Below are 24,192 nucleotides of genomic sequence, written 5' to 3' on the forward strand. Positions count from 1 at the left end.
GTTGGTCATTTGCCGCCTCCGCGTCCGAGCGCCTTGAGGCGGATGTAGTTGTTGACCAGCACCGCCATCAGGATGACGATGCCGAGGAAGACCTTGAACCAGTCGGTGTCGATGCCGGTGTAGAAGATGCCCATCTGCACCAGGCCGAAGATCAGCGCGCCAAACAGCACGCCATAGACGGTGCCGTAGCCGCCGGTGAGCAGCACGCCGCCGATGACCGCGGCGATGATGGCCTCGAATTCCTTGAGCAGGCCGCGCGTGGTGTCGGCGGAGCCGGCCTCCATCACCTGGATGGTGGCAAGCAAGGTCGCCGCGCAAGCGGTGTAGATGAAGAGCGCGATCTTCACCCGGTCGACCGGCACGCCGACATTGCGGGCGGCATTGAGGTCGCCCCCCGTGGCGAAGATCCAGTTGCCGTATTTGGTCTGCGTCAGGACGTAGCCGGCAAGCGCGGTCAGGCCGAGCCACCAGACGATCGACATCGGAATGCCGACGACGAAGGGGATGCCGTCGGTGCGGGTGGCGATCCAGCCCTGCGTGCCCATCCAGTGGAAGAAGCCGGTCAGGAGATGGCCATTGAACAGGCCTGATGTGGCCGGGTCCGGCGCGCCGTCGAGGATATAGGGGATCTGCGTGCGGCCGGTGACGGCGCGGGTGATGCCGATCGACAGGCCGCGCAGGATGTAGAGCGAGGCCAGCGTGACGATGAAGGAGGGCAGGCGGGTCTTCACCACGATCAGGCCGTTGACGTAGCCGGTGAGGATGGCGACCGCGAAAGCGCAAGCGATGCCGCCCCACAACGGCAGGCCCCAATATTTCACAGTAAGCCCAATGACGACGCCAGCGAAGCCGACCATCGAGCCGACCGAGAGATCGAACTCGCCGGCAATGATGAGCAAAGCTGCGGCGGTGGCGATGATGCCGAGTTCGGCCGCCAGCGTCAGGAAGGTCATCGACCCCTGCAGCGAATAGAGGTTCGATGCTCCCGGCAGCAGCGCGAAGATGACGATTGTGGCGATGAGGCCACCGGCGGCGCCGGCTTCGGGCCGGCGCAGCCATTGTGTCAGCCGGCCGGTTTTGGCCAGCCGCTCATCGGCGCCGGCGGCGCGCTTCGACGTCATGCCGAAACGGTCTTTCGCTGGTGCTTCCGAAGGTATCGCCTTGTCTTCCACGACAGCCATTAGGCTCCCCAATCGCTCAATTCGCAATGTCGATGACTGCAGGGAAAGCGCCACGGGGCCTTCCCTGCAGAGATCGTTCAGGCCTTAGCGGATGCCGTCCTTGGCGAGCGCCAGGATCGCCTTGGCCTTGTCGGGCGAGTCGATGAACAGCGGGCCGGTATAGGCGTTGTTCTGCGGCCAGAAGCCGTGCGTGGCGTGCTCGACCAGATAGATCACCGGCAAATAGCCCATCAGATACTGCTGGGCGTCCATGCCGAAGCCCATTTCGCCGGCGACGACGGAATCCAGAACTTCGGGGCTGATGTCGAACGTGTAGAGCTTGATCTTGCCGAACAGTTCCTTCTGCCGGAAGAACGGGATCAGCGGGTTGGCCGCGGTGGCGCCGAGCGCGAACACGGCCTGGGTGTCAGGATGCGCCGACAGATAGGCTTCGGTGCGGCGCTGGATGTCGGCCGGATCGGGAGACACGGTCAGGACTTCAGTGCCGCCGCCGGAAGGCTTCAGCCCGTCATTCAAGCCCTGGCAGCGCTGGTCGAGGCTGACATTGCCGACCTCGTGGTTGATGCAGACGACCTTGAGCGTGCCGTCCTTGGCCAGCCGCTCGCCGGCCTTCTTGCCGGAATCATATTCGGAGACGGTACCGACATAGAGCGTCGTGCCGAGTTCGGCGCCCTCCTTTTCGCCGGAATCCAGCACCACCATCGGGATGTTGGCGGCAAGACCTGCCTTGACCGATTTGCCGAGTGCATTGGCGTCGGCGATGGAGACGGCGATGCCGTCGGGATTGGTGGCGATGGCCGCGTCGAGCAGACGCGCCTGCTCGACCACGTCGAACACTTGCGGCGCATAGTATTCGACTTTGGCGCCGGTGAGTGCGGCCGCATCGTCGACGCCGCGCTTGACCACCGACCAGTAAGGGTCGGAGGCCGAGCCATGCACCACGAAGGTGATGCGGACATCCTTGGGGTCCTTCAGGCCCGCGGCCTGCGTGACACCCGCCAGCATACTCATCGAGACAAGCGCGCCGAGCGCCAGTTTCAAAACAGTCTTCATGTCATTCTCCCATTGTCGTTGCAGTTCCAATTCCCTCTTTGCGCCGAGGCGATAAACCTCCTTACGGCGCTGACCGGGTGGCCGCTTTGCGGGCCTTTGCCGGTGTCGATGCTCCGAGCCGTACACGAAGCTCCTCGCGCAACGGCTTCATGCCGATGATGTCGATGTCCTGCGCGCCGAGCCAGTCGCGAAAACTCTGGTCACGGAACAGCTCATATTCCTCGGTGCGGATATAGGCGGAGCGCGGCTCGATCAGCTCGAGCTCGCCCGGCGCGTTGAAATGCAGGCAGAAGAAGGTCAGGCCTTCACGCACGCCTTCGACCAGCGCCTTGTAGGCAGGCTCTATCGGCTTCGAACGCGGGCGGCCCCAGGTCGTCTGGATGGCGGCGTCGAAGATGACAAAACCTTTGGCGCGGGCCTCGGCGACGCCGCGCTGGAACGCCGCTTCGGTGACGCCGACCAGATTGTCGTTGGGCGCATAGGCCGACAGGGTTTTGGTCAGCAGCACCGGCAGTCGGTATTCCAGGCCGAGCCTGATGTAGACATCGCAAAACTCGGGCGACAGGGCCGCGCCCATATGGGCGTCGAGATGGGTAACGTCGATGCCGGCGCGATAGGCGGTGTCGATCTGGGCGCGCAGCTCGGTCTCGACCGCCTGAGGTGCCGCCTTGCGGCGGGTGGTCGCGACATCGGGCCAGAAATAGCCGAACTCGTCGGTCAGGCCGGCCGCGCGCGATGGCGACGTCAACGGGCGCCATTTGTAGTGCTGCTTTTCGCTGTTCAGCGTCAGGTGGACGCCGAGATCGAGGGCAGGGTTCGCGGCTGCCGCCTCGGCCATCTCCGGGAACCACGGGCAAGGCACCATCACCGCGCCGGAGCTGCAGGCGCCCAGCGCGGTCAGTTCGACGAAGGCGCTGTTGGCGCCATGGCACATGCCGACATCGTCTTCGTGCAGGACGAGTTGTCGTGTTTGGGCATTCATGGGGGCATTCATGAACGGCCACCGTCTTGCCGGCACGCCGGTTGCGAGGGTCTTCCAAAGTGTGTCCCGTGCTGCATGGAACCGACCGTTTGCCCAACTGGACGCGATGGAACGCCCAAAGCCGGTCTTCCGACAGGGCCACTTCAGCGAATTCGGATGGGTACAATTTTTCCGCGGGGCCTGCATTGTGGAATGCTGATTTCATTCGTTATGCCCGCATTCGGCGTCAAACGCGTGCTCGCGCAGCCGGGATGGCTTGGTCCGATCGCGGCGGAGTGGTTCTTTCAAACAGCGCCGGCAAGCGTAGAGCTTTCACACCATCAAGCGATGTGGAGAGCTGCCATGTACACTGCCGGCGAAGAAGAGATCGAAGCCATTGCCAGGGTGATCCGCTCGGGCGCGCTGTTCCGCTATGGCGACAACAGCGAATGCAACCGCTTCGAGGCGCGCTATGCCAAGCACCTCGGCGTCGAGCACTTTGCGCTTGCCGCCAGCGGTACCTACGGGCTCGCTGCAGGCCTGATCGGGCTCGGCATCGGGCCTGGCGACGAAGTGCTGGTGCCGGCGCACACCTATATGGCGACCGCTACCGCCGTGCTGTCAGTCGGCGCCATTCCGGTCATCGTCGATATCGACGAAAGCCTGACCATCGATCCGGTAGCCCTGCGCGACGCCATCGGCCCGCGCACCAAGGCAGTCATTCCCGTGCATATGTGGGGTGCCGCTTGCAACATGAATGCCATCATGGACATTTCCAAGAAGCGCGGCCTGCTGGTTCTGGAGGACGTCTGCCAGGGCATTGGCGGCGGCTATGAGGGCAGGAAGCTGGGCTCGATCGGCCATGCCGGCGCCTACTCCTTCAACTACTTCAAGAACATGACTTCGGGCGAGGGCGGCGGCATCGCCACCAGCGATCCGAAGGTGGCGGAGCGGGCGCGCTGCGCCATCGACCCCTGTCACTTCTACTGGCAGGGCCGCAATGACAGCATCAAGCCGTTCGCCGGCATCGGTGCGCGCGCCTCGGAACTGATGGGGGCGATGCTCAATGTCCAGCTTGATCGGCTCGACGGCATCATCGAGGCGATGCGGGCGGAGAAGAAGAAGGTGCTGGCTGGCACGCGCCATCTCGGCAATCTCGGCCTGACGCCGTCGCCGATGAACAGCCCGGACGACGATTGCGCGGCGCAGGTGATGTATCTCTTGCCGAACGAGCAGGCGGCGCAGACTTTTTCCAAGACCATTCCCAGCGTCATTGCCGGCAAGACCGGTCGCCACAACTTCACCCAATGGGACCAGGTGCTGATGCATGAGGGTGCGCACCATCCGGCGCTCAACCCCTATACGCTGCCTCAGAACAAGGGCCTGCGACTCACCTATGCCGATGATCTCGGCAAGGGTTCGCTCGACATTCTCAACCGCACGGTGATGGTGGCGATGAACCCTGCGCATGGCGATGCCGAGATCGGCGACATGATCCACAACATCGACGCGGCCGCGCGGGTAGCACTGGAAAACGCCTCGCTGGACGATGTCGAGGTGCGCAAGGCAGCGCCGGTCGACCTGCAGAAATTCGACAGCGTGAACTGAAACGCGCCTATCTGGACCGGCCTACTGCCGGTCCAGCCGCATGAAGGCGGCACGCAGCGCCAGCACGGCGCGCAGGATCTGGCGTTCATCCATCGCGGCATAGCCGAGCAACAGGCCGTGTTCCGGCTCGCCGGAGTGGTAGTTGATTGAGATGCCCTGCACGTCGAGCCCTTCCTTGACGGCGGCGGCGACGACGTCGCCGTCCTTGTAGGGCCTGGTGAAACTTGCCAGCAGCTGCATGCCGGAATCGTTCTCGGTTACCGCCAGCCATTCGGCCAGATGCTCCTCGCAGAGCTTGACGAAATTGGCCTGCCGGCGCGCGTAGAGCCGGCGCATGCGCTTCAGATGCGTGGCGAAATAGCCCTGCGTGATGAAATCATTGACCGTCGCCTGCAGGATCAGCGGCGCGAACTGGCCGGTGATGGAGACGGCGCGGTCGAAGGGCACGGACAATTCGCGCGGAACGATGAGGTAGCCGATGCGCAGCGCCGGGATCAGCGTCTTGCCGAAGGAGCCGATATAGACGACGCGGTCGGCGTGATCGAGGCCGCGCAAGGCTGGCACCGGCCGGCCGCGAAAACGGTACTCGCCGTCATAATCGTCCTCGACGATCCAGGCGCCGTGGCGCTCGGCAATGTCGAGCAGTTGCAGCCGTTCCTCGATGCGCATGATGGTGCCGAACGGCCACTGGCAGGACGGCGTCACATAGATCAGCCGTGGCGGCGGCAGCTCTGGGTCGGACAGATGCCAGCCCTGCCGGTCGACCTTCAAAGGCGCGAGTTGCGCGCCGCTGGCGAGGAAGGCGCTCTTGGCGCCGAGATAGCCTGGCTCCTCCATCCAGACATGGTCGCCCTCGTCCATCAGCACGCGCGAGGCGAGGTCGAGCGCGGCCTGCGCGCCGGTGACGATGATGACCTGGTCGGCGGTGCAGTTGATGCCGCGCGACAGGCTGATGGTCGAGGCGATGGCCTGGCGCAGGCCGGGATGGCCGGCAAAGGAGAGATAGCCAAGCAGGTTCTCGTCACGGCTGCGGGCATTGCGCACCAGAAGGCTCGACCAGATGGTGAAGGGGAAGGACGCCGTTTCCGGCACGCCGGGATGGAAGTTGATGACGCCCGCATTGCGCGGTGGCTGCGGGCCGTTGACGATGGTCTGGCCGCGCCGCGACAGCTTTTGCGGAGCGGCTAGACCTGCCCGCAGCGAGGCCGGCGGGCGTTTCTGCTGGATCGGCGCCACCCAGGTGCCGGAGCCGGCGCGCGCCTCGATAAAACCTTCTGCGAGCAGCTGATCGTAGGCGGCGATCACCGTGTTGCGGCCGACTTTCAAGTCTTCGGCCAGAGAGCGGGTCGAGGGCAAAAGCGTATTCTGCTGGATCTGGCCGTCGAGGATGAAGCGGCGCAAGGCGCCATAGATCTGCCGGTGCATCGGCTCGTCCGAGCCGCGGTCGACCGACATGATGTCGAGGGAAAGGCGCATGTGGTCGCCCAAAGTCTAGAGCCGGATGATTTCAGGTCTGTTCGACCTGAAATCATCCGGCTCTAGATCTAAGAGATAGAGCATGATGCCTGGGCAAACGGGCCCGTTTGCCCGAGAAAACCGCTTCACACTTTTCGGTATCATGCTCCAGCCTCCGACGAACCTGGCTGCGCGGGCGATCTTCTCTTCGTTGAGAAGGCAGACGGTCTTGAGCACCAGCCGCCTGGTTTCGGGACGGACCTCGCGGCTGTTCTTCAGCGCGCGATGCACGGTGGCGGCGCCGAGTTCCGCCTTTTGCGCAATCTCACGGATGGTGCAAAGCCGTTCCATGCCGAGTGCCGCCTCGAATGCCATATCGCTCCTCCACCTGTATCAAGGCACGGCTTGCCGCCAGCCTCAAGCTGGAAACTCCGAAAATCCGACCTCCCAAGCCGGTGCCGAGAATTGCGCGATCCGCGCCGCCAGGGGAGGACGGCGGCGCGGATCGCCGGGCGCTTTCGCGTCGCTACCCTACCGAGGCGCGCGCCCAGCCGGCCAACCACCAGCCCCCGGCGGTGGTCAGGCCAAGTCTCGTGTCGCTACCTCAAACCCGGCCTTGCGGGCCGTGGCGAGAAGCGAAGCGTAACCCTTCGTGGCATAGGTCAAGGGATTTGCCTTGGCCGGGTCCTGTTCGGCCTCGACGACGATCCATCCTTCGAAGCCGCGCTTGGCCAGCGGCTTCAGCAGCGACAGGAAGTCGACAGAACCATCGCCGGGCACGGTGAAGATCCCTTCCATCACAGCCGCCATGAAACTCATGTCCTCGCGCCGTGCCTTTTCGAGCACGGGCATGCGGACGTCCTTGCAGTGGAAGTGCACGATGCGATCGAGATGCCGGTTCAGGAGCAAGGCCGGGTCGCCGCCCGAAAACAGGCAATGGCCGGTATCGAACAGCAGGCCGACGCTTTTGCCGGTCGTAGCCATCAGCCTGTCGACCTCGTCGTCGGTCTCGACGATGGTGCCCATATGGTGGTGGAAAGCCATGCCGACGCCGAAGGCGGCCATGCGGTCGGCGAGCTCAGTCAGCTTCTCGCCATAGGCGGCCCATTCGCCATCGGCGAGTCGCGGCCGCTGCGAGATTGGGGCAAAAATGCCGTCATGACGGCCGCGCGACGTGTCGGCATAGACGACGAGTTTGGCGCCGAGGTCGCGCAGCAGGGTCAGATGCGGGGTAATGGCAGCGAATTCCTCGTCGACCGTGCGGTCGAGAATGCGGCCGTCATACCAGCCGGAGACGAGCTCCAGCCCATAGGACGACAGCATCGCCCCAAGCTCGTCGCTTCGCCTGGGAAATTTGCCGCCGAGCTCGGTGCCGCGATAGCCGGCCTGCCTGGTTTCCGACAGGCAGGTCTCGAGCGGCGTGTCGCCGCCGAGTTCGGGAACATCGTCATTGCTCCAGGTAATGGGATTGATGCCGATCTTGACCGTCATGCCGCCACTTTGCAGGCTTGGGGAACGCAATGCCGAGGCTGGCAAACTGGAGGGAAAGAGGACCTGTCACTAGGTCCAGTTCAAGCAAATTTGGCGGAGCCAATTGTGAGGACTAGTCCTGCTCCGGCCGACCGAAGGCGACGCGCAGTTCGTCCTTGGCATCCTCAAGCACTTTCCGGCGGGCCTGCGGGAGGTTCTTGCCGGCGCGGTTGATGTAGAAATTCAGCATCGACATCGCCGACTGGAACGGCTCGGCCTTGCGCCGGTCGCTGTGCTCGGCCGAGCGTTTGAGCGAAGCCGCGATCTTTTTGGGGTCGTCGGCTTCGAAGATGTGCTCCTCAAGGTCCATCGCATTGCTGTGCTCGGTCACCTCGGCTGACCATTTTTTCTTCGCGGTCATGGCAAACTCCTTTCGTCGAAAACTCGGCACGGCGTTGTCGGTTCCGAAGAAATCTGCCTGGCCGCTGGAGCCACCGATCGGGCCACTGTGGCGCTGCCCGTCGCCGCGAATGCGCCGATAGTGGCGCTGGTCGACTTCCCGGAACCGCGGACAGGAAACGCCTTGACCCCCATCATCGCCAACCCGGCGAGCAACCCTGGCATCGACAGCTCCTATGCCTGGATGCGGCTTGCCATCTCGATGCTGCTGGCGACGATCGGCGCCGTCGGCATGTGGGCCGTCGTGGTGGTGTTGCCGGCCGTGCAGGCCGAATTCGGCGTTGACCGCGGGGCGGCATCAATGCCCTACACCGCAACCATGGTGGGCTTTGCCGCCGGCAACGTGCTGGTCGGCCGCGCCATCGACCGCATGGGCTATTGGATCCCGGCGCTGATCTCCTCGGTGGCACTCGCCGCCGGACTGCTGCTCGCGGCGGCGTCGACGTCGATCCTGCAATTCACTCTTGCCCAGGGAGTGCTGATCGGCCTTGGCTCATCGGTGATCTTCGGACCGTTGATCGCCGATATTTCGCACTGGTTCAACCGTCGTCGCGGCGTCGCCGTCACGGCGGCGGCCGCGGGCAATTATCTCGCCGGAGCGCTGTGGCCAACCATCATGCCGACGCTGATCAAGGCGGAAGGCTGGCGCTTCACCTATGCCGCCATCGGCGTCTTTTGTCTGGTCACCATGATACCGCTGGTGTTGTTGCTACAGCGCCGCGCTCCCGACGCGGCACAGGCCGGCTCGCCTGGAAGCCGGCCTGTGCAGCCGATTTCAATCTCGCCGGCGGCATTACAGGTGCTGCTGGTCATCGCCGGTCTCGGCTGCTGCGTGGCGATGTCCATGCCGCAGGTGCACATCGTCGCCTATTGCATGGATCTCGGCTACGGCATCGCGCATGGCGCCGACATGCTGTCGATCATGATGGCCGCGGGCGTCGTCAGCCGGCTCGCCTCCGGCTTTGTCGCCGACCGCATCGGCGGCGTGAAAACCCTGCTTATCGGTTCCGTGCTGCAATGCCTGTCGCTGCTGTTCTATATCCCGTTCGACGGGCTCGCCTCGCTCTATGTCGTGTCGCTGGTGTTCGGCCTGTCGCAAGGCGGCATCGTGCCTTGCTATGCTATCATCGTGCGCGAATACCTGCCCGCCAAGGAGGCCGGCCAGCGTATCGGCATCGTCATGATGGCGACGATCTTCGGCATGGCGATCGGTGGCTGGATGTCGGGCTGGATCTACGATCTGACCGGCTCCTACGCCGCGGCCTTCCTCAACGGGATCGCGTGGAACCTGGTCAACGTGGCGGCTATCCTTTTGCTGATGTGGAGGGCCGGGCGCCCGGCCATGGTTGCGGCCTGAAAGACTTCAGCCGGCGAGGCCGCAACCCGCCGTCGGCTTGACAATCGTCAGTTGCTGCGCGACGCCAAGCTGGCATGGCCTAGTTGGGGAAGCCGGACAAACATGGCGACAGAGACGACGAAGTCGCAATCGCGCGCGGCGCAGAGGGCAGGGCCGTGACCAAGCCGCGCTCGCGCCGCGGCGGCGGCCGCCCGACGATCGCCGATGTCGCGCGCAAGGCCGGCGTCGGCGCCATCACCGTGTCGCGAGCGCTTCGCGAACCCGACCGCGTCAGCCAGGATTTGCGCCGCCAGATCCAGGCCGCGGTCGAGGAGCTCGGTTATGTCCCGGATCCCAATGCGCGGGCGCTGGCCTCGGCGCGCGCCGATGTGTTCGGCGTGCTGGTGCCGTCGCTGACCAACAACGTCTTCGCCGAAGTGGTGCGCGGCATCTATGACAGCCTGTCGGACGGCCCGTTCCGCGTCCAGCTTGGCAACACCCATTATTCCGGCCTCGAGGAGGAGCGGCTGCTGCAGGTGTTCGCACCGCAGCGCCCGGCGGCGCTGATCGTGGCCGGCATCGACCAGACGCCGACCTCGCGAAAGCTGCTGGAGAGCGCGGGCTGTCCGGTGGTGCAGGTGATGGAGACCGGGCCCGATCCGGTCGACATGCTGGTCGGCTTCTCGCATTTCGACGGCGGCAGGACAGCGACCGAGCATCTGATCAAGTCGGGCTACCGGCGGATCGGCTTCATCGGCGCGCGTATGGATCCGCGCTCGCAGCGGCGCCTTGCCGGCTATCGGGCGGCGATGGAGAAGGCCGGCCTGTTCGACCCGCGGCTGATCACCACCACGCCGCTGTTGTCCAGCGTGACGCTCGGCCGCGAGCTGCTTCGCGATGCGCTGGCCAAGATGCCGGCGCTCGACGGCGTCTTCTGCAACAATGACGATATCGCGCTCGGCGTTTTGTTCGAATGCCATAGCGCCGCACTCGACGTGCCGAAGACAATCGGCATTGTCGGCTTCAACGATCTCGAGATGATGCAGGCGGCGTTCCCGCCGCTCACCAGCATCCGCACGCCTCGCTATGAAATCGGACGTCGGTCTGTTGCCATGGCGCTGGCGGCGATCGCCGGGCGAAGGCCTGAGCAGCGGGTCATCGATCTTGGTTTCGAGCTCAAGCCCCGCGAGAGCACGGCACGCTGAACACGCTTTGGCGACCTCAGCAAATGGTGCTTTACACAATGTCATGGTAGCGCTACCATTTTTATCAGGCAGGCATTGTGGTTGAGGAGCCACGCCTGTTTATTATACATAAGCAACAGCTCATGCTTGTTTATTATGTATAATATGCTAGGTTTCGTTTCTCGCCCGTGAAGCGGCGAGGGGGAGGGGATCGGGCCGGCTTCGGGCCCTTGAGACGTGCCGCCATAGCCACGACAAACAGCATCAAGCAGAACTGCAAACGGGAGGAATATCGATGATCAAGTCATTCGTTGGCGGCATCGTTGCCGCCACTGCATTCGTCATGTTGAGTTCGTCGGCGATGGCCGGCCCTGAAGTCGTCAAGGGACCAGCGGCCGAGCCCGACTGCTTCGCGCCGTGGGCGGCCGATACACAGTTCTTCAAATTCCCTAAGAAGGAAGGCCCATACCGCATCGCGCTCGCCAACGGCTATATTGCCAACACCTGGCGCATCCAGATGATCCAGACGGCCAAGGCCTATGCTGCGCAGAAGGACGTCGCGGCAAAATTGAAGGAATTCAAGGTCGTATCGACCGGCGAGGATGTGCCGGCGCAAATCTCGGCGATCAACAACTTCATCGATTCCGGTTTTGACGCCATCGTCGTCAACGCGCAGAATCCGACCGCCTTCGGGCCGGTCATCAAACGCGCCAAGGAAGCCGGCGTCGTGCTGGTCGCCTTCGACAACATCCTCGACACCAAGGACGCCATCAACGTCAACGTCGACCAGAAGGGTCTTGGCGCGCTGTGGGGCAAATGGCTAATCGACCATATACCGGATGGCGGCAAGATACTTGAAGTGCGCGGCGTTGCCGGCACGTCGGTCGATACCGACCGCCACAACGGCATCCATGAGGCCTTCGACGCCTCGGGCAAAAAATGGGACGTCACCGAGGTCGCCGGCAAGTGGGATGATCCGACAGCGCAGAAGGTCACTGCCGACGCGATCGCCACCAATGGTCCGTTCGTCGGCATCACCGGCCAGGGCGGCGACACCGGCATCGTTCAGGCGATGATCGACGCCAAGCATCCGTTCGTGCCGTTTGGCGGCGAAACCGAGAACGGTTTCCGCAAATTCTGCGCGGCGCACGCGGCGGACGGCCTGAAATGCTCCTCGGCCGGCACCGGCCCTGCCCAGGTCGCGGTCGCCATCAAGACGGCGATCGCCGCACTTGAGGGTCAGGTCGTACCGCAATCGGTCAAGCTGCCGCTCGCCATCGTCGAGGATCCGAACTTCAAGGAAGGCCAGGACTACTTCCCTGACCAGTCCGACAATTTCTTCGTCGGCAATTCCTTCCCGACCTGCGGCATCAATTTCACCGCGCAGGAAATCATGGGGCAGACCAAGGCGGACCAATAGGCTGCACATTCGGCGCCGCGGGATGCTCCGCGGCGCCGAACCACTTGCCATCCCAACCCATAAAACTGCCCCGGAGGGCTGATGGACGGTGCGGTTCCACTCTTTCGCATGGAAGGCATTTCCAAGCGCTATGGCGGCGTGCGTGCGCTGGAGAAGGCCGAACTTTCGGTCACGTCAGGCAGCATCCACGGCATCCTCGGCGAAAATGGCGCCGGCAAATCGACGCTGATCAAGGTCATGGCCGGCGTGGTGGCGCCCGACGAGGGGTCCATGACGCTGGACGGGCGTGAGGTCAGCTTTGCCTCGCCGGCCGCCGCCAACCAGGCCGGCATCGTCTGCATCTTCCAGGAACTGTCGCTGGTCCCCGAACTCAGCGTCGCCGACAACATCGTCATTTCCGATCCGCCGACCCGGTTCGGCATGATCGATCGCAGGGCGCAGCGCCGCATTGCCGAAGAAGCCCTTGCCCGCGCGGGTGCGGCCGACATTCATCCGCTGGCGCTGGTCAAGGATCTTCCCCTTTCAAGACGGCAGATGGTCGAGATCGCCAAAGCATTGGCGAGGAAGCCGCGCATCCTGATCCTCGACGAGGCGACGTCGGCGCTGGCTGCCGCCGATGTCGCCAAGATCTTCGCGGTGCTGAAGCGGTTGCGTGAGGAAGGGCTGGCGCTGCTCTACATATCGCACCGGATGAACGAGATCGCGGAACTCGCCGACCAGTGCACGGTGTTTCGCAACGGCCGCAATGTCGCTAGCTATGCCGCCGGTTCCAAGAGCGACAATGAGGTCGTCGAGCTGATGATCGGGCGAGAATACAGCCATATTTTTCCGCCCAAGCCAGTGCGCCTGCCGGCTACTGCTGTCCCGGTGCTCGAAGCGCGCAACCTGTCGTGGACAGACCGGCTGGACAATGTCTCGCTGACCGTCGCGGCTGGCGAGGTGGTGGGTCTCGGCGGCCTCGACGGCCAGGGCCAGCGCGAGTTGCTGCTTGCCTTCTTCGGCGTGCTGCGCGGTCGCTCCGGAGAGATACTGATCGATGGCAAGCCGGTGGCGATCGCCAGCCCGGCGGCGGCGCGCGACGACCGGATCGGCATGGCGCTGATCCCCGAGGATCGCAAGACGGAAGGGTTGATGCTGCCGATGACGGTGCGCGAAAACCTGTCCTTCGCGGCTCTCGACCGGCTGTCCAAAGGCGGGATCATCGACCGCGCCGCCGAACAGCGGCTGATCGACGACATGGTGGGGCTGCTGGCGATCAAGACGGCGGGCCTCGACATTCCGGTCGGCGCGCTGTCGGGCGGCAACCAGCAGAAGGTCGTCATCGCCAAATGGCTGATGCGCCAGCCGCGCATCATCCTGCTCAACGACCCGACGCGCGGTATCGATGTCGGCACCAAGCAGGAGCTGTACCAACTGTTGCGCAAGCTTGCGGACGCGGGTGCCGCTATCCTGTTCTACTCAACCGACTATGACGAGCTGATCGGCTGCTGCGACCGGGTGCTGGTGCTCTATGACGGCGCGGTCAAGCGAGAGCTGGTCGGCGCCGAGATCACCGAACGGGCGCTGATCGCCAGCGCGCTCAACATCCATGGCGGCGACGCCGCCACCCCCAGGCACGGAGCGGACGCGTGAAGGATTGGCGCTACTGGCTTGCCGAACAACGCGGAACGCTGCTGGCGTTCGCCATCTTCATCCTCATGTTCGCGATTTACACCGCGAACCATCCGGCGGGATTTACCGCCAATGTCGTGCAGACGGCCTCCAACAAGGGCGTGCTGCTCGCCTTCGTCGCCATGGCGCAGACGCTGGTGGTGATCACCGCCGGCATCGACCTTTCCGTCGGCATGATCTTCACGCTGACCAATTGCCTCGCCTCCTGGCTGGTCATCGGCACCGGCCTCGAGACCGCCTTCGGCGTCGTCGCCGTGCTCGGCACCGGGCTGCTGTGCGGCGCGATCAATGGCGCCATTGTCATCTACGGCAGACTGCAGCCAATCGTGGCCACGATCGCCACGGGTGCCGTCTATTTCGGCATCGCACTGCTGCTCAGGCCGTTCCCGGGCGGGTCGGTCAATGAGGATCTGGCCGATGCGCTCACCGGGCGCCTCTTCGGCGTGGTGCCGGCAAGCCTGGTCGCGCTGTTCGCCGTGGTGCTGATCGTCTGGGTGCCGTTCAGCCGTTCGGTGCTTGGCCGGGCCGCTTACGCAGCAGGCTCATCCGAGACGGCGGCCTACATGTCAGGTGTGCCGATCCGGCGCGGCAAGTTCGCCGCCTACGCGCTTGCCGGGCTGCTGGCGGCGATCGGCGGGCTGTTCCTGACCTTCTTCACCTATACGGGCGACGCGGCCTATGCCAGCGGCAACGCCTACACGCTGTTCTCGATCGCCGCCGTCGTGTTGGGAGGCGTTTCGCTGTTCGGCGGCAAAGGCAGCGCCATCGGGGCCATCTTCGGCGCGCTCGCCTTCCGCACCATCGGCGACCTGCTGTTCGTCTTCGATTTCGACCCGCTCTGGCAGCCGCTGTTCCAGGGCGTTATCCTGCTGATCGCGGTCAGCCTCGGCGCCTTCGCCCTGTTTCGGGTCCGCAACCGGCTGGAGTGGTTCCTGTGAGCGAGACGACCATCGGCGGCATCGCCGGGCGCATGCCGAAATTCATCCGCCGCGCCGATCCGGCGGTGCTCACCGCCTTTGCCTGCATCGTGCTGTTGCTGTTTCTCGGCAGCCTCTATTCGCGCAGCTTCCTGTCACCGGAATATCTGTTGCAGCAGCTCAAGGTGGCGTCGTTCCTTGGTGTCATCGCCACCGGCATGATGCTGGTCATCCTGCTCGGCCAGATCGATCTGTCGGTGCCGTGGTCGGTGGCGGTCGGCGCCATGATGGCGGCCGCGGCCGCGGCCTATGGCCCGATCGGTGTGGCGCTGGCCATCCCGTTCGGCATCTTGTGCGGGGTGCTGATCGGCATCGTCAACGGCATCGGTGTCGCATATCTGCGCATCCCCTCGATGATCATCACACTCGCCACCAACGCCGTCGCGCAAGGGCTCATGGTCGTCTATACAGGTGGCTTCTCGCCACAGGATTCGGCCACCGGCGCCATGCGTTATCTCGCGACAGGTTTTGCCATTCCGGGTGTGCCCAACGCCGTCATCATCTGGGCGTTGATCGGTGCTGCGATGGTGCTCGTGCTGACCCGCACCAGCTTCGGCCGCAGCGTCTACGGCATCGGCAACCGCGAGCGTGCCGCCTATCTCTCCGGCATCGACACAAGGCGCGTGGTGATGATCGCCTTCGCCATATCGGGCGGGCTGTCCGCCTTTGGCGGGGTGCTTCTCGCCGGCTATGCTTCCAAGGCGGCTCAGTCGATGGGTGACGCCTATCTCCTGCCGTCGATCGCCGCCGTGGTGCTTGGCGGCACCTCGATCCTCGGCGGGCGCGGCTCCTATCTCGGCACCGTCGCCGGCGTCATCCTGATCACGCTGTTGCAGTCCATCCTGTCGGTCATGCAGATGCCCGAGGCCGGCCGGCAGATCATCTATGGTGTCGTCATCGTCGCCATGCTCCTGCTCTACGGCCGCGCGCCGGCAAGCCGCTGACCGTGGACGAAAAGACGGCACAGCCGCCAACGGGCGCTCCCGGCTCGGTGCCTCGGGCCATCGTGGTGATGGGCGTCGCCGGCTGCGGCAAGTCGGCCGTTGGCAAGGCGCTGGCCGCAGTGGAAGGGGCCGTGTTTGTCGAAGGCGACAGGCTGCATCCGCCCGAAAACGTCGCGCGCATGGCGAGCGGCGAGCCGCTCACCGATCAGCTTCGCGAAGGCTGGCTCGATGCCATTGGCGAGCGGATCGCGGACCTAGCCGGCAGCGGCCAGAGCGTGGTCGCCGCCTGCTCGGCGCTGAAGCGCAGCTATCGCGAACGTCTGCGCGGTTTCCGCCGAGATATCGTTTTCGTCTATCTGGAGATCGATCCCGCCACCGCCAAGCGGCGCGTCGACGCCCGCAAGGGGCATTTCATGCCGGCAAGCCTGGTCGACAGCCAGTTCGCCATCCTTGAGCCGCCTGGCGCCGACGAGCAGGCACTGACGGTCGACGCCACGCTTCCAGTGGCCGACATCGTTAGCGCCGTTGCCAGCCTGCTGGCCGGCGCAAAATCATGAACCACCCTCATCGGGCAAGGCGTTTTCCGGCCGTTCGGTGAACCGGTCGGCGCCGGACCAGATCATCATTTGCTCGGGGTAGAGTTTCAGCGCCTCCAGCAAGCGGTCGCGCTTGAGCAGGACGTATTCGGCCTGCAATGCCATGTTCTTGGCGCCGCCGGTCCTTGTCGTGGGCTCAGCGGTTCCCGCCGGGGTCGGCACCAGTTCGGGACTCAGGACGGCGCGGTACTGGCGGAACGGATCGGTCTCGAAGGTCGACATGGAAAACAGCGCCGCCTTGCCTCTGGCGGCGAAATTCGTCGGCGCCGAGGCGAGGTGGGTCCAGCCGCTCTCGCCGATCCCGACTTCGGTGAATGTCGAACCGGCATGCACGGTGTTGGTCACCAGCACGACGCCGTTGTTGCCAAGGATCTTCTGGATCCGGCCGGTGACCTGGTAGGCATCGCCGCGATCGAACACGATCCGGCTTTTCAGGAAACGGTTTTCGACCTGGACCATCGGCGGGTTCAGGAAGCGCAGGCCGAAGGTCGAGTCGGAGATGCCGTGAGCGCTGACACTGAGCTGGTGCGCCTCGATGCCGGCTTCATAAAGCGCGCGCTTGCCGATGATGGTCTGGGCAGTGAACTGATCGCACCAGATGATGGCGCCGTGGCCGCGCTTCAGCGCCGCTTCCAGGCCCTCCAGGCCCTCAAGCCGGATATCGGGTGACCAGCGGCGGCCGACGAGATGCGCGGCAAGCAGCAATCGCCTGCGATGGTTGGCGTAGAGCAGGGACCTGAACTGCTTTTGCGCATCGATCCCGTTGCCGAGCACCGCGCGCGTCGCGGCGGCGTAGCGCACGAAGTCCTTGCGGATATGGCGCATGAGGCGCAGCCCCGATACGCGGCTGCAGATCGCTGCCCACCAGCTGACCGGAAGCAATGCCGCGACGCCGAGATAGAAGGCGGCCAGCACCAGCTCGCGAAAATCCCTGTTGTTGAAGGTGCGCAACTTGCCGGGGCGAACCAGCTTGCGGCTGAAGAAGCGCACGTGCTCGGCGCGTTCGGGCACCAGGAGATCGGCAATGATTTCAGTATGGTAAATGACGGCGGACGATGGTGTCCGGTCGGCTTTCCGGGATTTTCCCAACCACGGCAGCCTCATCCGATCGGTGTCCACCTGTTCTTGCGCGTCCGAAAATCGCTTTACTGCGTCTGCCACGGGCGCGCAATCGGCGCCGGCAGGCCATGGTGAACGCCATTCAAGGTTCGAACTTATCTAAATCTGCGACGTCAGTTCGACCGGAAAATCGTCATTGTCGGCATCGCGCATGGCGGCGAGGCTTCTGTTGTCCAGCACCTCGGCGATTGCCTGGCGCACCTCCAGCATCATGTGCCGGACCTGGCAGGTCGCTTCGTCGCAATCCTCGCAGCGCTGGTACTGGGTGCGGCTGGCGCAAGGGATCGGCGCCAGCGGCCCGTCAAGCACGCGCACGACGTGGCCGATCTTGATCTCGGAGGCAGGCCGGGCGAGGCGATAGCCGCCTTCCTTACCCTTGCGGCTCAGCACAAAGCCGGCATTTCGCAGCTCGCCCAGAATGGCATCCAGGAATTTCTTCGGGATGTTGTTGGCGACCGCGATGTCGTTGACGAATGCAAGCTGGCCGACCGGCAGGCCGGAAAGATGCACGAGGGCCTTGAGGCCGTATTTGCCTTTTTTGGTAAGCATGCCCGTTTCAGTTCATGAAAACCCCAACCACCCGCATCTGGCGGTTGTTTGTGTGCAAATCATGACGTTTCGCCTGAACAACCCGGTTTCGCATAGAACAGACCACCCGGTTGAGAGGCTAGGCATAAAGGCGTTGATTCTTTATAACGTTTTTCACATATGCCGCCGGATTCTGGCGGGTAGCAGTCTCTAGGCGCGCGAAAAAGAAAAAGCCGGCAAAGAGCCAGCTTTTTCTGTTCAGTTTTTCGGTCGGATGCTGCCGATGTCAGCGGCTGCCATAGGTCTAGTCGAGCAGGCCGCCAGCGGCGAAGTGTTCCTTCTGCACCTTGTCCCAGCCGCCAAAAACGTCTTCCACGGTCAGCAGGCGGACATCGGGGAAGTCGGCCTTGTATTTGGCCGCGACCTCGGCGTTGCGGGCGCGCAGGCCATTTTCAGCGGCGATGGTCTGGCCCTCCGGCGAGTAGAGGAAGTCGAGATATGACTTGGCGAGGTCGCGCGTGCCGTGCTCGTCGGCGACCTTGTCGACGATCGCCACCGGGAATTCGGCGAGCAGGCTGACGGTAGGGGTGACCTGCTCGAACTTGTCGTCGCCATACTCCTTGCGGATGCCGCGCGTTTCCGACTCGAAGGTGATCAGCACGTCGCCGATCTCACGCTGCACGAAGGTGGTGGTGGCGGCGCGCCCGCCGGTGTCGAAGATCGGCACGTTGTTGAACAGTTTGGTGACGAACTCCTTCACCTTGGCGTCGTCGCCCTTGAAGGCCTCCTTGGCGTAGGCGGTCGCCGCCAGATAGGTGTAGCGCGCATTGCCGGAGGTTTTCGGGTTGGGGAAGATCACCTGCACGTCGTCGCGCACGAGGTCGTTCCAGTCCTTGATGTGCTTGGGATTGCCGGCACGCACCAAGAAGGACGGCAGCGAATAGAAGGGCGAGGCGTTGTCGGGGAAATCCTTCTGCCAGTCGGCGGAGACGAGGCCCTTCTTGACCAGGAAATCGATGTCGGTGACCTGGTTGAAGGTGACGACGTCGGCGCCAAGGCCTTCGGCGATGGCGCGCGCCTGTGCCGAGGTGCCGGCATGCGACTGGTCGACAGTGACGCCGGGGTGGCCGGCGATGAAAGCCTTGTTCACCTGGACGAACAATTCGCGGCCGACATCATATGAAGCGTTGAGCAATTTGTCGGCCGACCATGCTTGTGAGGAGGCAAGGAACAGACCGGCGGCGGTGGCGACGCTGAGCAAAAATCGCTTCATGAAAAGGGCTCCTTGGGAATGCCGGTTCGAATGCACCGATATAACGCGCCAACATAATAGGACCATGTCCAGCGCGACCAGACACGGGGACGCGGCCTGCCATCCGGTGGTGAGAAAAAGTATTGCCGAAACAGCCGGTTGGTAGGATTTCCTTCCAAACGGATTCTCTTGGGGCCACTGGCGTGCGGCAGTTATGCCGCCGGGAAAAGCTTCCAGCGCCGCGGCCTGAACGCCACCCGGCTCTTCTGCGCCGCTGGATGGTCGACGGGCAGTTCGATCTCGACGCGCTGGCGCTCGCCACCGATTTCGAGTTCGACGCGCCTGGTGCCGGCGACGCGACGGCTGGCGGCGACCGTGCCGGCGATGCAGCCGCTGCAGCCGTCGAGCAGTTCGACATCGTGCGGGCGGAAGTAGAGCACGGCATCGCCGCTGGGCGCATGCGGCGCCGACAGCCCGATCGGCCGGTCGGCGATCCAGACCTGGCCGTCCTCGACCTTTACGGGAAGCGTGCTCGATTCACCAATGAAGGAGTAGACGAAGGGTGAGTTCGGCGTGTCGTAGATCTCGTCTGCCGAGCCGACCTGCTCTATGCGGCCCTGGCTCATCACCACGACGCGGTCGGCAAGCTCGAGCGCCTCTTCCTGGTCGTGGGTGACGAAGACGGTGGTGTGGCCGGTGCGGTCGTGGATCTCGCGCAGCCAGCGGCGCAGTTCCCTGCGCACCTGCGCGTCAAGCGCGCCGAACGGCTCATCGAGCAACAGCACCTTGGGCTCGATCGCCATGGCGCGCGCCAGCGCAACGCGCTGGCGCTGGCCGCCGGAAAGCTGTGCGGGGTAGCGCTTTTCCAGTCCGGAAAGCTGGACGAGGTCGAGCAGTTCTGAGGCGCGGCGGCGGATTTCGGCCGCCGGCGGGCGCGACGGTCCGTGCCGTACCTTGAGGCCAAAGCCGATATTGTCGGCGACCGTCATGTGCCGGAACAGCGCATAGTGCTGGAAGACGAAGCCGACATTGCGCTCCTGGATCGACTTCTGCGAGGCGTCGTCGTCGCCGAAGAAGATCTTTCCGCGAGTCGGCCGTTCAAGTCCGGCGATCAGCCGCAGCAGCGTCGTCTTGCCGGAGCCGGACGGCCCCAGCAGCGCGATCAACTCACCCGACTTGATGTCAAGCGATACGTCATGGAGGGCCGGAAACCGTTCAAACTCCTTGCGTACGTTGGCAACGCGAACTTCCATTTACAGAACCCTCTAATGCCCGCGCGTCGCGGCGATCTCGGCGCCGTAGCGCATCTCGAGAAGTGTTTTCAAGACCAGTGTGACCAGTGCCAGGCCGGCAAGCAGCGAAGCGACGGCAAAAGCGCCAACGGCGTTGTACTCGTTGTAGAGGATTTCGACATGCAACGGCATGGTGTTGGTCAGCCCGCGTATGTGGCCGGACACGACCGAGACCGCGCCGAATTCGCCCATCGAGCGGGCGTTGCACAGGAGCACGCCGTAGAGCAATCCCCATTTTACGTTGGGCAGCGTCACATACCAGAAAGTCTGCCAGCCATTGGCACCGAGCGAAAGGGCTGCCTCCTCATCGCCATTGCCCTGTTCCTGCATCAGCGGGATCAGTTCGCGGGCGACGAAGGGGAAGGTGACGAAGACGGTGGCCAACACGATGCCGGGCACGGCGAACAGGATCTGGATTCCATGCGCCTTCAGCCATTCGCCGAGCAGCCCCTGAGCGCCGAACAAAAGCACGTAGACCAGGCCTGAGATGACCGGCGAGACGGAGAAGGGCAGGTCGATCAGCGTGGTCAGAAACGCCTTGCCCTTGAACTCGAACTTGGCGATCGCCCAGGCGGCGGAGATGCCGAAGACGACGTTGAGCGGCACGGCGATGGCCGCCACCAGCAGGGTCAGCCGGATCGCCGAACGCGTATCGGGATTGGACAGCGATTCCGTGTAGGCACCGAGGCCTTTGGCCAGCGCCTCGTGAAAGACGATGATCAGCGGCAGAAGCACGAAGATGACGAGGAAGGCGAAGGCTACCGCCATCAGCAGCAGCCGCACCGGCAGGCTTTCGGTCACTGCCGCCGACTGGCTCTCGTGATGCGGCTCGTAGGATTTGATTTCGGGATCAGCCATAGCGCTTGCGACTCCATGACTGCGCGAGATTGACGATCAGGAGCATCACGAACGACAGCAAAAGCATTAACGCCGCAATCGCGGTCGCTGCGGGGTAATTGTATTCCTCCAGCCGGATGACGATCAGAAGCGGCGCGATTTCCGACTTGTAGGGCAGGTTGCCGGCGATGAAGATGACCGAGCCGTATTCGCCGACGCCGCGCGCGAAGGCCAGCGAGAAACCGGTGATGATGGCCGGCGCCAGTCCTGGAAACAGGATGCGGGTAATGATCTGGAAGCGGTTGGCGCCGAGCGTGGCGGCGGCCTCCTCCACTTCCTTGTCGATCTCCTCCATGATCGGCTGCACCGTGCGCACGACGAAGGGCAGGCCGATGAAGACCAGCGCCACGACGATGCCGAGCGGGGTATAGGCGACCTTGATGCCAAGCGGCGCCAGCAGATGGCCGATCCAGCCATTGGGCGCATAGAGCGTGGTCAGCGCGATGCCGGCCACTGCCGTCGGCAGCGCGAAGGGCAGGTCGACCATGGCGTCGACGATGCGGCGGCCGGGGAAGCGGTAGCGCACCAGCACCCAGGCGACGAGCGTGCCGAAGACGACGTTGACGGCTGCCGCGATGAAGGCGGCGCCGAAGCTGATCTCAAGCGCGTTGAGGGTACGGCGGTCAGTGGCGATCGCAAAGAAATCGGTCCAGCCGAGGGCTGCCGATCGCCAGACTAGTCCCGACAAGGGGATGAGGATGATAAGCGTGAGGTAGGCAAGCGAGAAGCCGAGCGTCAGTCCGAAACCCGGAATGACACTCGGCTGTCTGAACCGCCACCCCGCCTTGGCGGGTGCTATGGTCATGTGGTCCTGATCTAGATTTTAGCTCACTGGGCCGGCTTGTAGATCTGGTCGAATATACCACCGTCGCCGAAATGGTAAGGCTGTGCCTTCTTCCAGCCGCCAAAAAGCGGATCGTCGATGGAGATCAGCTTGATTTCAGGGGTTTTCGGGATATCCGCCGGGTCCACCAGCTCGGGCTTGGCCGGACGATAGTGGTTCTTGGCAATGATCGTCTGCGCTTCCTTGGAATAGAGCCAGCCGAGATAGGCTTCGGCCACCTTGCGGGTGCCCTTGGCATCGACATTGGCGTCGACGATCGCCACCGGCGGCTCGGCCAGGATCGAGGTCGGCGGATAGACGATCTCGAAATTGTCGGCGCCGAATTCATTGAGTGCCAGATAGGCGTCGTTTTCCCAGCCGATCAGCACGTCGCCAATGCCCTTTTGCGCGAAGGTGACGGTCGAGCCGCGGGCACCGGTGTCGAGCACCGGAGCATTGGCGTAGAGCTTGCCGACGAATTCCTTGGTCTTGGCTTCATCGCCGCCATCATTGGCGTTGGCGTAGGCCCAGGCGGCGAGGTAGTTCCAGCGCGCGCCGCCCGACGTCTTCGGGTTGGGCGTGATCACCTGGACACCGTCCTTGACCAGATCGCTCCAGTCATGGATGCCCTTCGGGTTGCCCTTGCGGACCAGGAAGACGATGGTCGATGTATAGGGCGCCGAATTGTTTTCGAACTTCTTGCGCCAGTCGGGATTGATCTTCTTCGACTTTGTGACAATGGCGTTGATGTCGCCTTCGAGCGCCAGCGTCACCACATCGGCGTCGAGACCGTCGATCACGGCGCGGGCCTGGGCGCCCGATCCGCCATGCGATTGCTGGATGGTGACCGTCTCGCCGGTCTCGGCCTTCCAGTGCGCGACGAAGGCCTCGTCATAGGCCTTGTAGAGTTCGCGTGTCGGATCGTAGGACACGTTGAGAATGGTGGTATCGGCAAACGCGAAACCGAGCGTGCCGAACTGGATCGATGTGGCGACCAGTGCGCCGAGCAGTTTCCTGAAATGAGGTTTGGTCATTTCCGCCTCCGTTGATGACGGCTGAACTCTATCGAATTGATAGAAATTAGATGCATTCAACGTTGCCTTTTTTGGCCCTTCGAAGCAATTTTTCGCCGATATTGTGCGCTGAGAGGAAACATTTTCCTCATATTAGCCTAGGCCGACTCCAGGCCGTCCGGCGCTATTTAGAAGCGGGCCGCGCTGAGGCAAGGCCGCCGCGGCGGAGATTCGCCGTAGCTCCGGGTGGTTTCAATTCGCAGTGACGGGGAAGTCGAAGCGCTGCTTCGGAAACGGCTCGTTTGCCAGCGTGTAGTGCCACCATTCGCGCGTATAATTCTTGAAGCCGCCGGCGCGCATGGCATCGAGCAGCTTTTTGCGGTTGGCCGCCGCATCGGCCGCGAGCGGGCGATGGGCGGTTTCGCTCGCCGGATCGAAACAGTCGAAGCTGGTGCCGAAATCCAGTGTGCCGGCACCCGTAGCACCGCAGGCAGCGGATGATGTGCTTTTGCCATCGCTGCGGGCAATGGCGACATCGACGGTCGAGCCGCGTGAATGGGTGGACAGTCCGCCGATATAGCCCTTGGCGATGAGGTCGCCGCGCTTGACCTTGGGATACCATTGCGGGTCGGACGGGCCGCCCTCCCTGGTCCATTCGCCCATGTCGACGACGGCGCGAGCCGGCCGGTAGCAGTCGAAGACGACCAGCGTCAGGCCATCGGTGGCGAGCGCTTTCTGCACGCCGGACAGCGCTTGCGCCGCCTGCCTTGTGAGGATGCAGACCGGCGCGTCATAGCCGTCGGCCTTGCGATGCAGAAAATTTTCCAGGCCGGCATAGCGGATGTCCTGGCGGATTGTGGAATCGACATCGGCAAGGCGGACAAAGCCGGCGGGCAGGGGATCGGCGGAGGCAGGCAGAGCGAAGACGAAAGGCATGAGGACGCAAAGTCCAA

Annotated in this window: 23 protein-coding genes; 8 read left to right on the forward strand and 15 right to left on the reverse strand. The window is 63.7% G+C overall.

The window, feature by feature from the left end:
* Positions 1-5 precede the first annotated feature (5 nt).
* The 3 genes from FJV77_RS18720 to FJV77_RS18730 form a co-directional block, all read right to left on the reverse strand.
* Positions 6-1,121: an ABC transporter permease gene (locus tag FJV77_RS18720; RefSeq protein ID WP_142868289.1), complete on the reverse strand. Its 1,116-nt coding sequence runs from the start codon at positions 1,119-1,121 to the stop codon at positions 6-8.
* Between the two features lie 144 nt (positions 1,122-1,265).
* Positions 1,266-2,234, reverse strand: coding sequence for a sugar ABC transporter substrate-binding protein (locus tag FJV77_RS18725; RefSeq protein WP_142868241.1), 969 nt, complete (start codon positions 2,232-2,234; stop codon positions 1,266-1,268).
* Positions 2,235-2,295: 61 nt separating this feature from the next.
* The gene (locus tag FJV77_RS18730; protein WP_246691306.1) at positions 2,296-3,216 is read right to left on the reverse strand and encodes a polysaccharide deacetylase family protein; all 921 of its coding nucleotides are present in this window, start codon (positions 3,214-3,216) and stop codon (positions 2,296-2,298) included.
* A gap of 342 nt (positions 3,217-3,558) precedes the next feature.
* On the opposite strand from FJV77_RS18730, the gene FJV77_RS18735 reads away from it, so the two are divergent.
* Positions 3,559-4,803, forward strand: coding sequence for an aminotransferase class I/II-fold pyridoxal phosphate-dependent enzyme (locus FJV77_RS18735; protein ID WP_142868243.1), 1,245 nt, complete (start codon positions 3,559-3,561; stop codon positions 4,801-4,803).
* Positions 4,804-4,824: 21 nt separating this feature from the next.
* On the opposite strand, the gene FJV77_RS18740 is transcribed toward FJV77_RS18735, so the two are convergent.
* The 4 genes from FJV77_RS18740 to FJV77_RS18755 form a co-directional block, all read right to left on the reverse strand.
* Entirely contained in the window at positions 4,825-6,279 is a 1,455-nt protein-coding gene (locus tag FJV77_RS18740) for a PLP-dependent aminotransferase family protein (RefSeq protein WP_246691307.1), read from the reverse strand.
* Between the two features lie 15 nt (positions 6,280-6,294).
* Positions 6,295-6,633, reverse strand: coding sequence for a LacI family DNA-binding transcriptional regulator (locus FJV77_RS18745; protein WP_142868244.1), 339 nt, complete (start codon positions 6,631-6,633; stop codon positions 6,295-6,297).
* A 204-nt stretch (positions 6,634-6,837) separates the two neighbouring features.
* Complete coding sequence (gene iolE, locus FJV77_RS18750; RefSeq protein WP_142868245.1) at positions 6,838-7,749, reverse strand: myo-inosose-2 dehydratase; 912 nt, start codon at positions 7,747-7,749, stop codon at positions 6,838-6,840.
* 112 nt (positions 7,750-7,861) lie between these two features.
* A complete protein-coding gene (locus FJV77_RS18755) occupies positions 7,862-8,149 on the reverse strand; it encodes a DUF3175 domain-containing protein (protein WP_142868246.1) in 288 nt (95 codons plus the stop codon).
* Positions 8,150-8,371: 222 nt separating this feature from the next.
* Here FJV77_RS18755 and FJV77_RS18760 point away from each other — a divergent pair, with 222 nt between their 5' ends.
* From FJV77_RS18760 to FJV77_RS18790, 7 genes are all read left to right on the forward strand, one after another.
* Positions 8,372-9,544, forward strand: coding sequence for an MFS transporter (locus tag FJV77_RS18760; RefSeq protein WP_142868291.1), 1,173 nt, complete (start codon positions 8,372-8,374; stop codon positions 9,542-9,544).
* A gap of 155 nt (positions 9,545-9,699) precedes the next feature.
* Positions 9,700-10,728 (forward strand): LacI family DNA-binding transcriptional regulator, encoded by a 1,029-nt coding sequence (locus tag FJV77_RS18765; RefSeq protein ID WP_142868247.1) that lies wholly within the window; start codon positions 9,700-9,702, stop codon positions 10,726-10,728.
* 274 nt (positions 10,729-11,002) lie between these two features.
* Entirely contained in the window at positions 11,003-12,127 is a 1,125-nt protein-coding gene (locus tag FJV77_RS18770) for a sugar ABC transporter substrate-binding protein (RefSeq protein WP_142868248.1), read from the forward strand.
* Between the two features lie 81 nt (positions 12,128-12,208).
* The gene (locus FJV77_RS18775; RefSeq protein ID WP_142868249.1) at positions 12,209-13,759 is read left to right on the forward strand and encodes a sugar ABC transporter ATP-binding protein; all 1,551 of its coding nucleotides are present in this window, start codon (positions 12,209-12,211) and stop codon (positions 13,757-13,759) included.
* Complete coding sequence (locus FJV77_RS18780) at positions 13,756-14,736, forward strand: ABC transporter permease (RefSeq protein WP_112560295.1); 981 nt, start codon at positions 13,756-13,758, stop codon at positions 14,734-14,736. Before FJV77_RS18775 ends, FJV77_RS18780 begins: the two co-directional genes overlap by 4 nt.
* On the forward strand, positions 14,733-15,719 hold the full coding sequence (locus FJV77_RS18785) for an ABC transporter permease (RefSeq protein WP_142868250.1): 987 nt from the start codon (positions 14,733-14,735) through the stop codon (positions 15,717-15,719). The genes FJV77_RS18780 and FJV77_RS18785 overlap by 4 nt, the downstream gene beginning before the upstream one ends.
* Before the next feature lie 2 nt (positions 15,720-15,721).
* Positions 15,722-16,276: a gluconokinase gene (locus FJV77_RS18790; RefSeq protein WP_142868251.1), complete on the forward strand. Its 555-nt coding sequence runs from the start codon at positions 15,722-15,724 to the stop codon at positions 16,274-16,276.
* On the opposite strand, the gene FJV77_RS18795 is transcribed toward FJV77_RS18790, so the two are convergent.
* From FJV77_RS18795 to FJV77_RS18830, 8 genes are all read right to left on the reverse strand, one after another.
* Positions 16,271-17,419, reverse strand: coding sequence for a hypothetical protein (locus FJV77_RS18795; protein ID WP_142868252.1), 1,149 nt, complete (start codon positions 17,417-17,419; stop codon positions 16,271-16,273). The two genes, FJV77_RS18790 and FJV77_RS18795, sit on opposite strands and share 6 nt — an antisense overlap.
* A gap of 114 nt (positions 17,420-17,533) precedes the next feature.
* Positions 17,534-17,983, reverse strand: coding sequence for an Rrf2 family transcriptional regulator (locus FJV77_RS18800; protein ID WP_112394487.1), 450 nt, complete (start codon positions 17,981-17,983; stop codon positions 17,534-17,536).
* Between the two features lie 283 nt (positions 17,984-18,266).
* Positions 18,267-19,235 (reverse strand): sulfate ABC transporter substrate-binding protein, encoded by a 969-nt coding sequence (locus FJV77_RS18805; RefSeq protein ID WP_142868253.1) that lies wholly within the window; start codon positions 19,233-19,235, stop codon positions 18,267-18,269.
* 191 nt (positions 19,236-19,426) lie between these two features.
* Positions 19,427-20,467 (reverse strand): sulfate/molybdate ABC transporter ATP-binding protein, encoded by a 1,041-nt coding sequence (locus FJV77_RS18810; RefSeq protein ID WP_142868254.1) that lies wholly within the window; start codon positions 20,465-20,467, stop codon positions 19,427-19,429.
* 12 nt (positions 20,468-20,479) lie between these two features.
* The gene (cysW, locus tag FJV77_RS18815; protein ID WP_112560300.1) at positions 20,480-21,364 is read right to left on the reverse strand and encodes a sulfate ABC transporter permease subunit CysW; all 885 of its coding nucleotides are present in this window, start codon (positions 21,362-21,364) and stop codon (positions 20,480-20,482) included.
* Entirely contained in the window at positions 21,357-22,208 is an 852-nt protein-coding gene (gene cysT / locus FJV77_RS18820; RefSeq protein WP_142868255.1) for a sulfate ABC transporter permease subunit CysT, read from the reverse strand. Before cysT ends, cysW begins: the two co-directional genes overlap by 8 nt.
* Positions 22,209-22,231: 23 nt before the next feature.
* Entirely contained in the window at positions 22,232-23,260 is a 1,029-nt protein-coding gene (locus FJV77_RS18825; RefSeq protein WP_142868256.1) for a sulfate ABC transporter substrate-binding protein, read from the reverse strand.
* A 231-nt stretch (positions 23,261-23,491) separates the two neighbouring features.
* Positions 23,492-24,175: a M15 family metallopeptidase gene (locus FJV77_RS18830; protein ID WP_142868257.1), complete on the reverse strand. Its 684-nt coding sequence runs from the start codon at positions 24,173-24,175 to the stop codon at positions 23,492-23,494.
* Positions 24,176-24,192: the final 17 nt, after the last annotated feature.

It is taken from the genome of Mesorhizobium sp. WSM4306 (assembly GCF_007003975.1).
Lineage (GTDB): Bacteria > Pseudomonadota > Alphaproteobacteria > Rhizobiales > Rhizobiaceae > Mesorhizobium.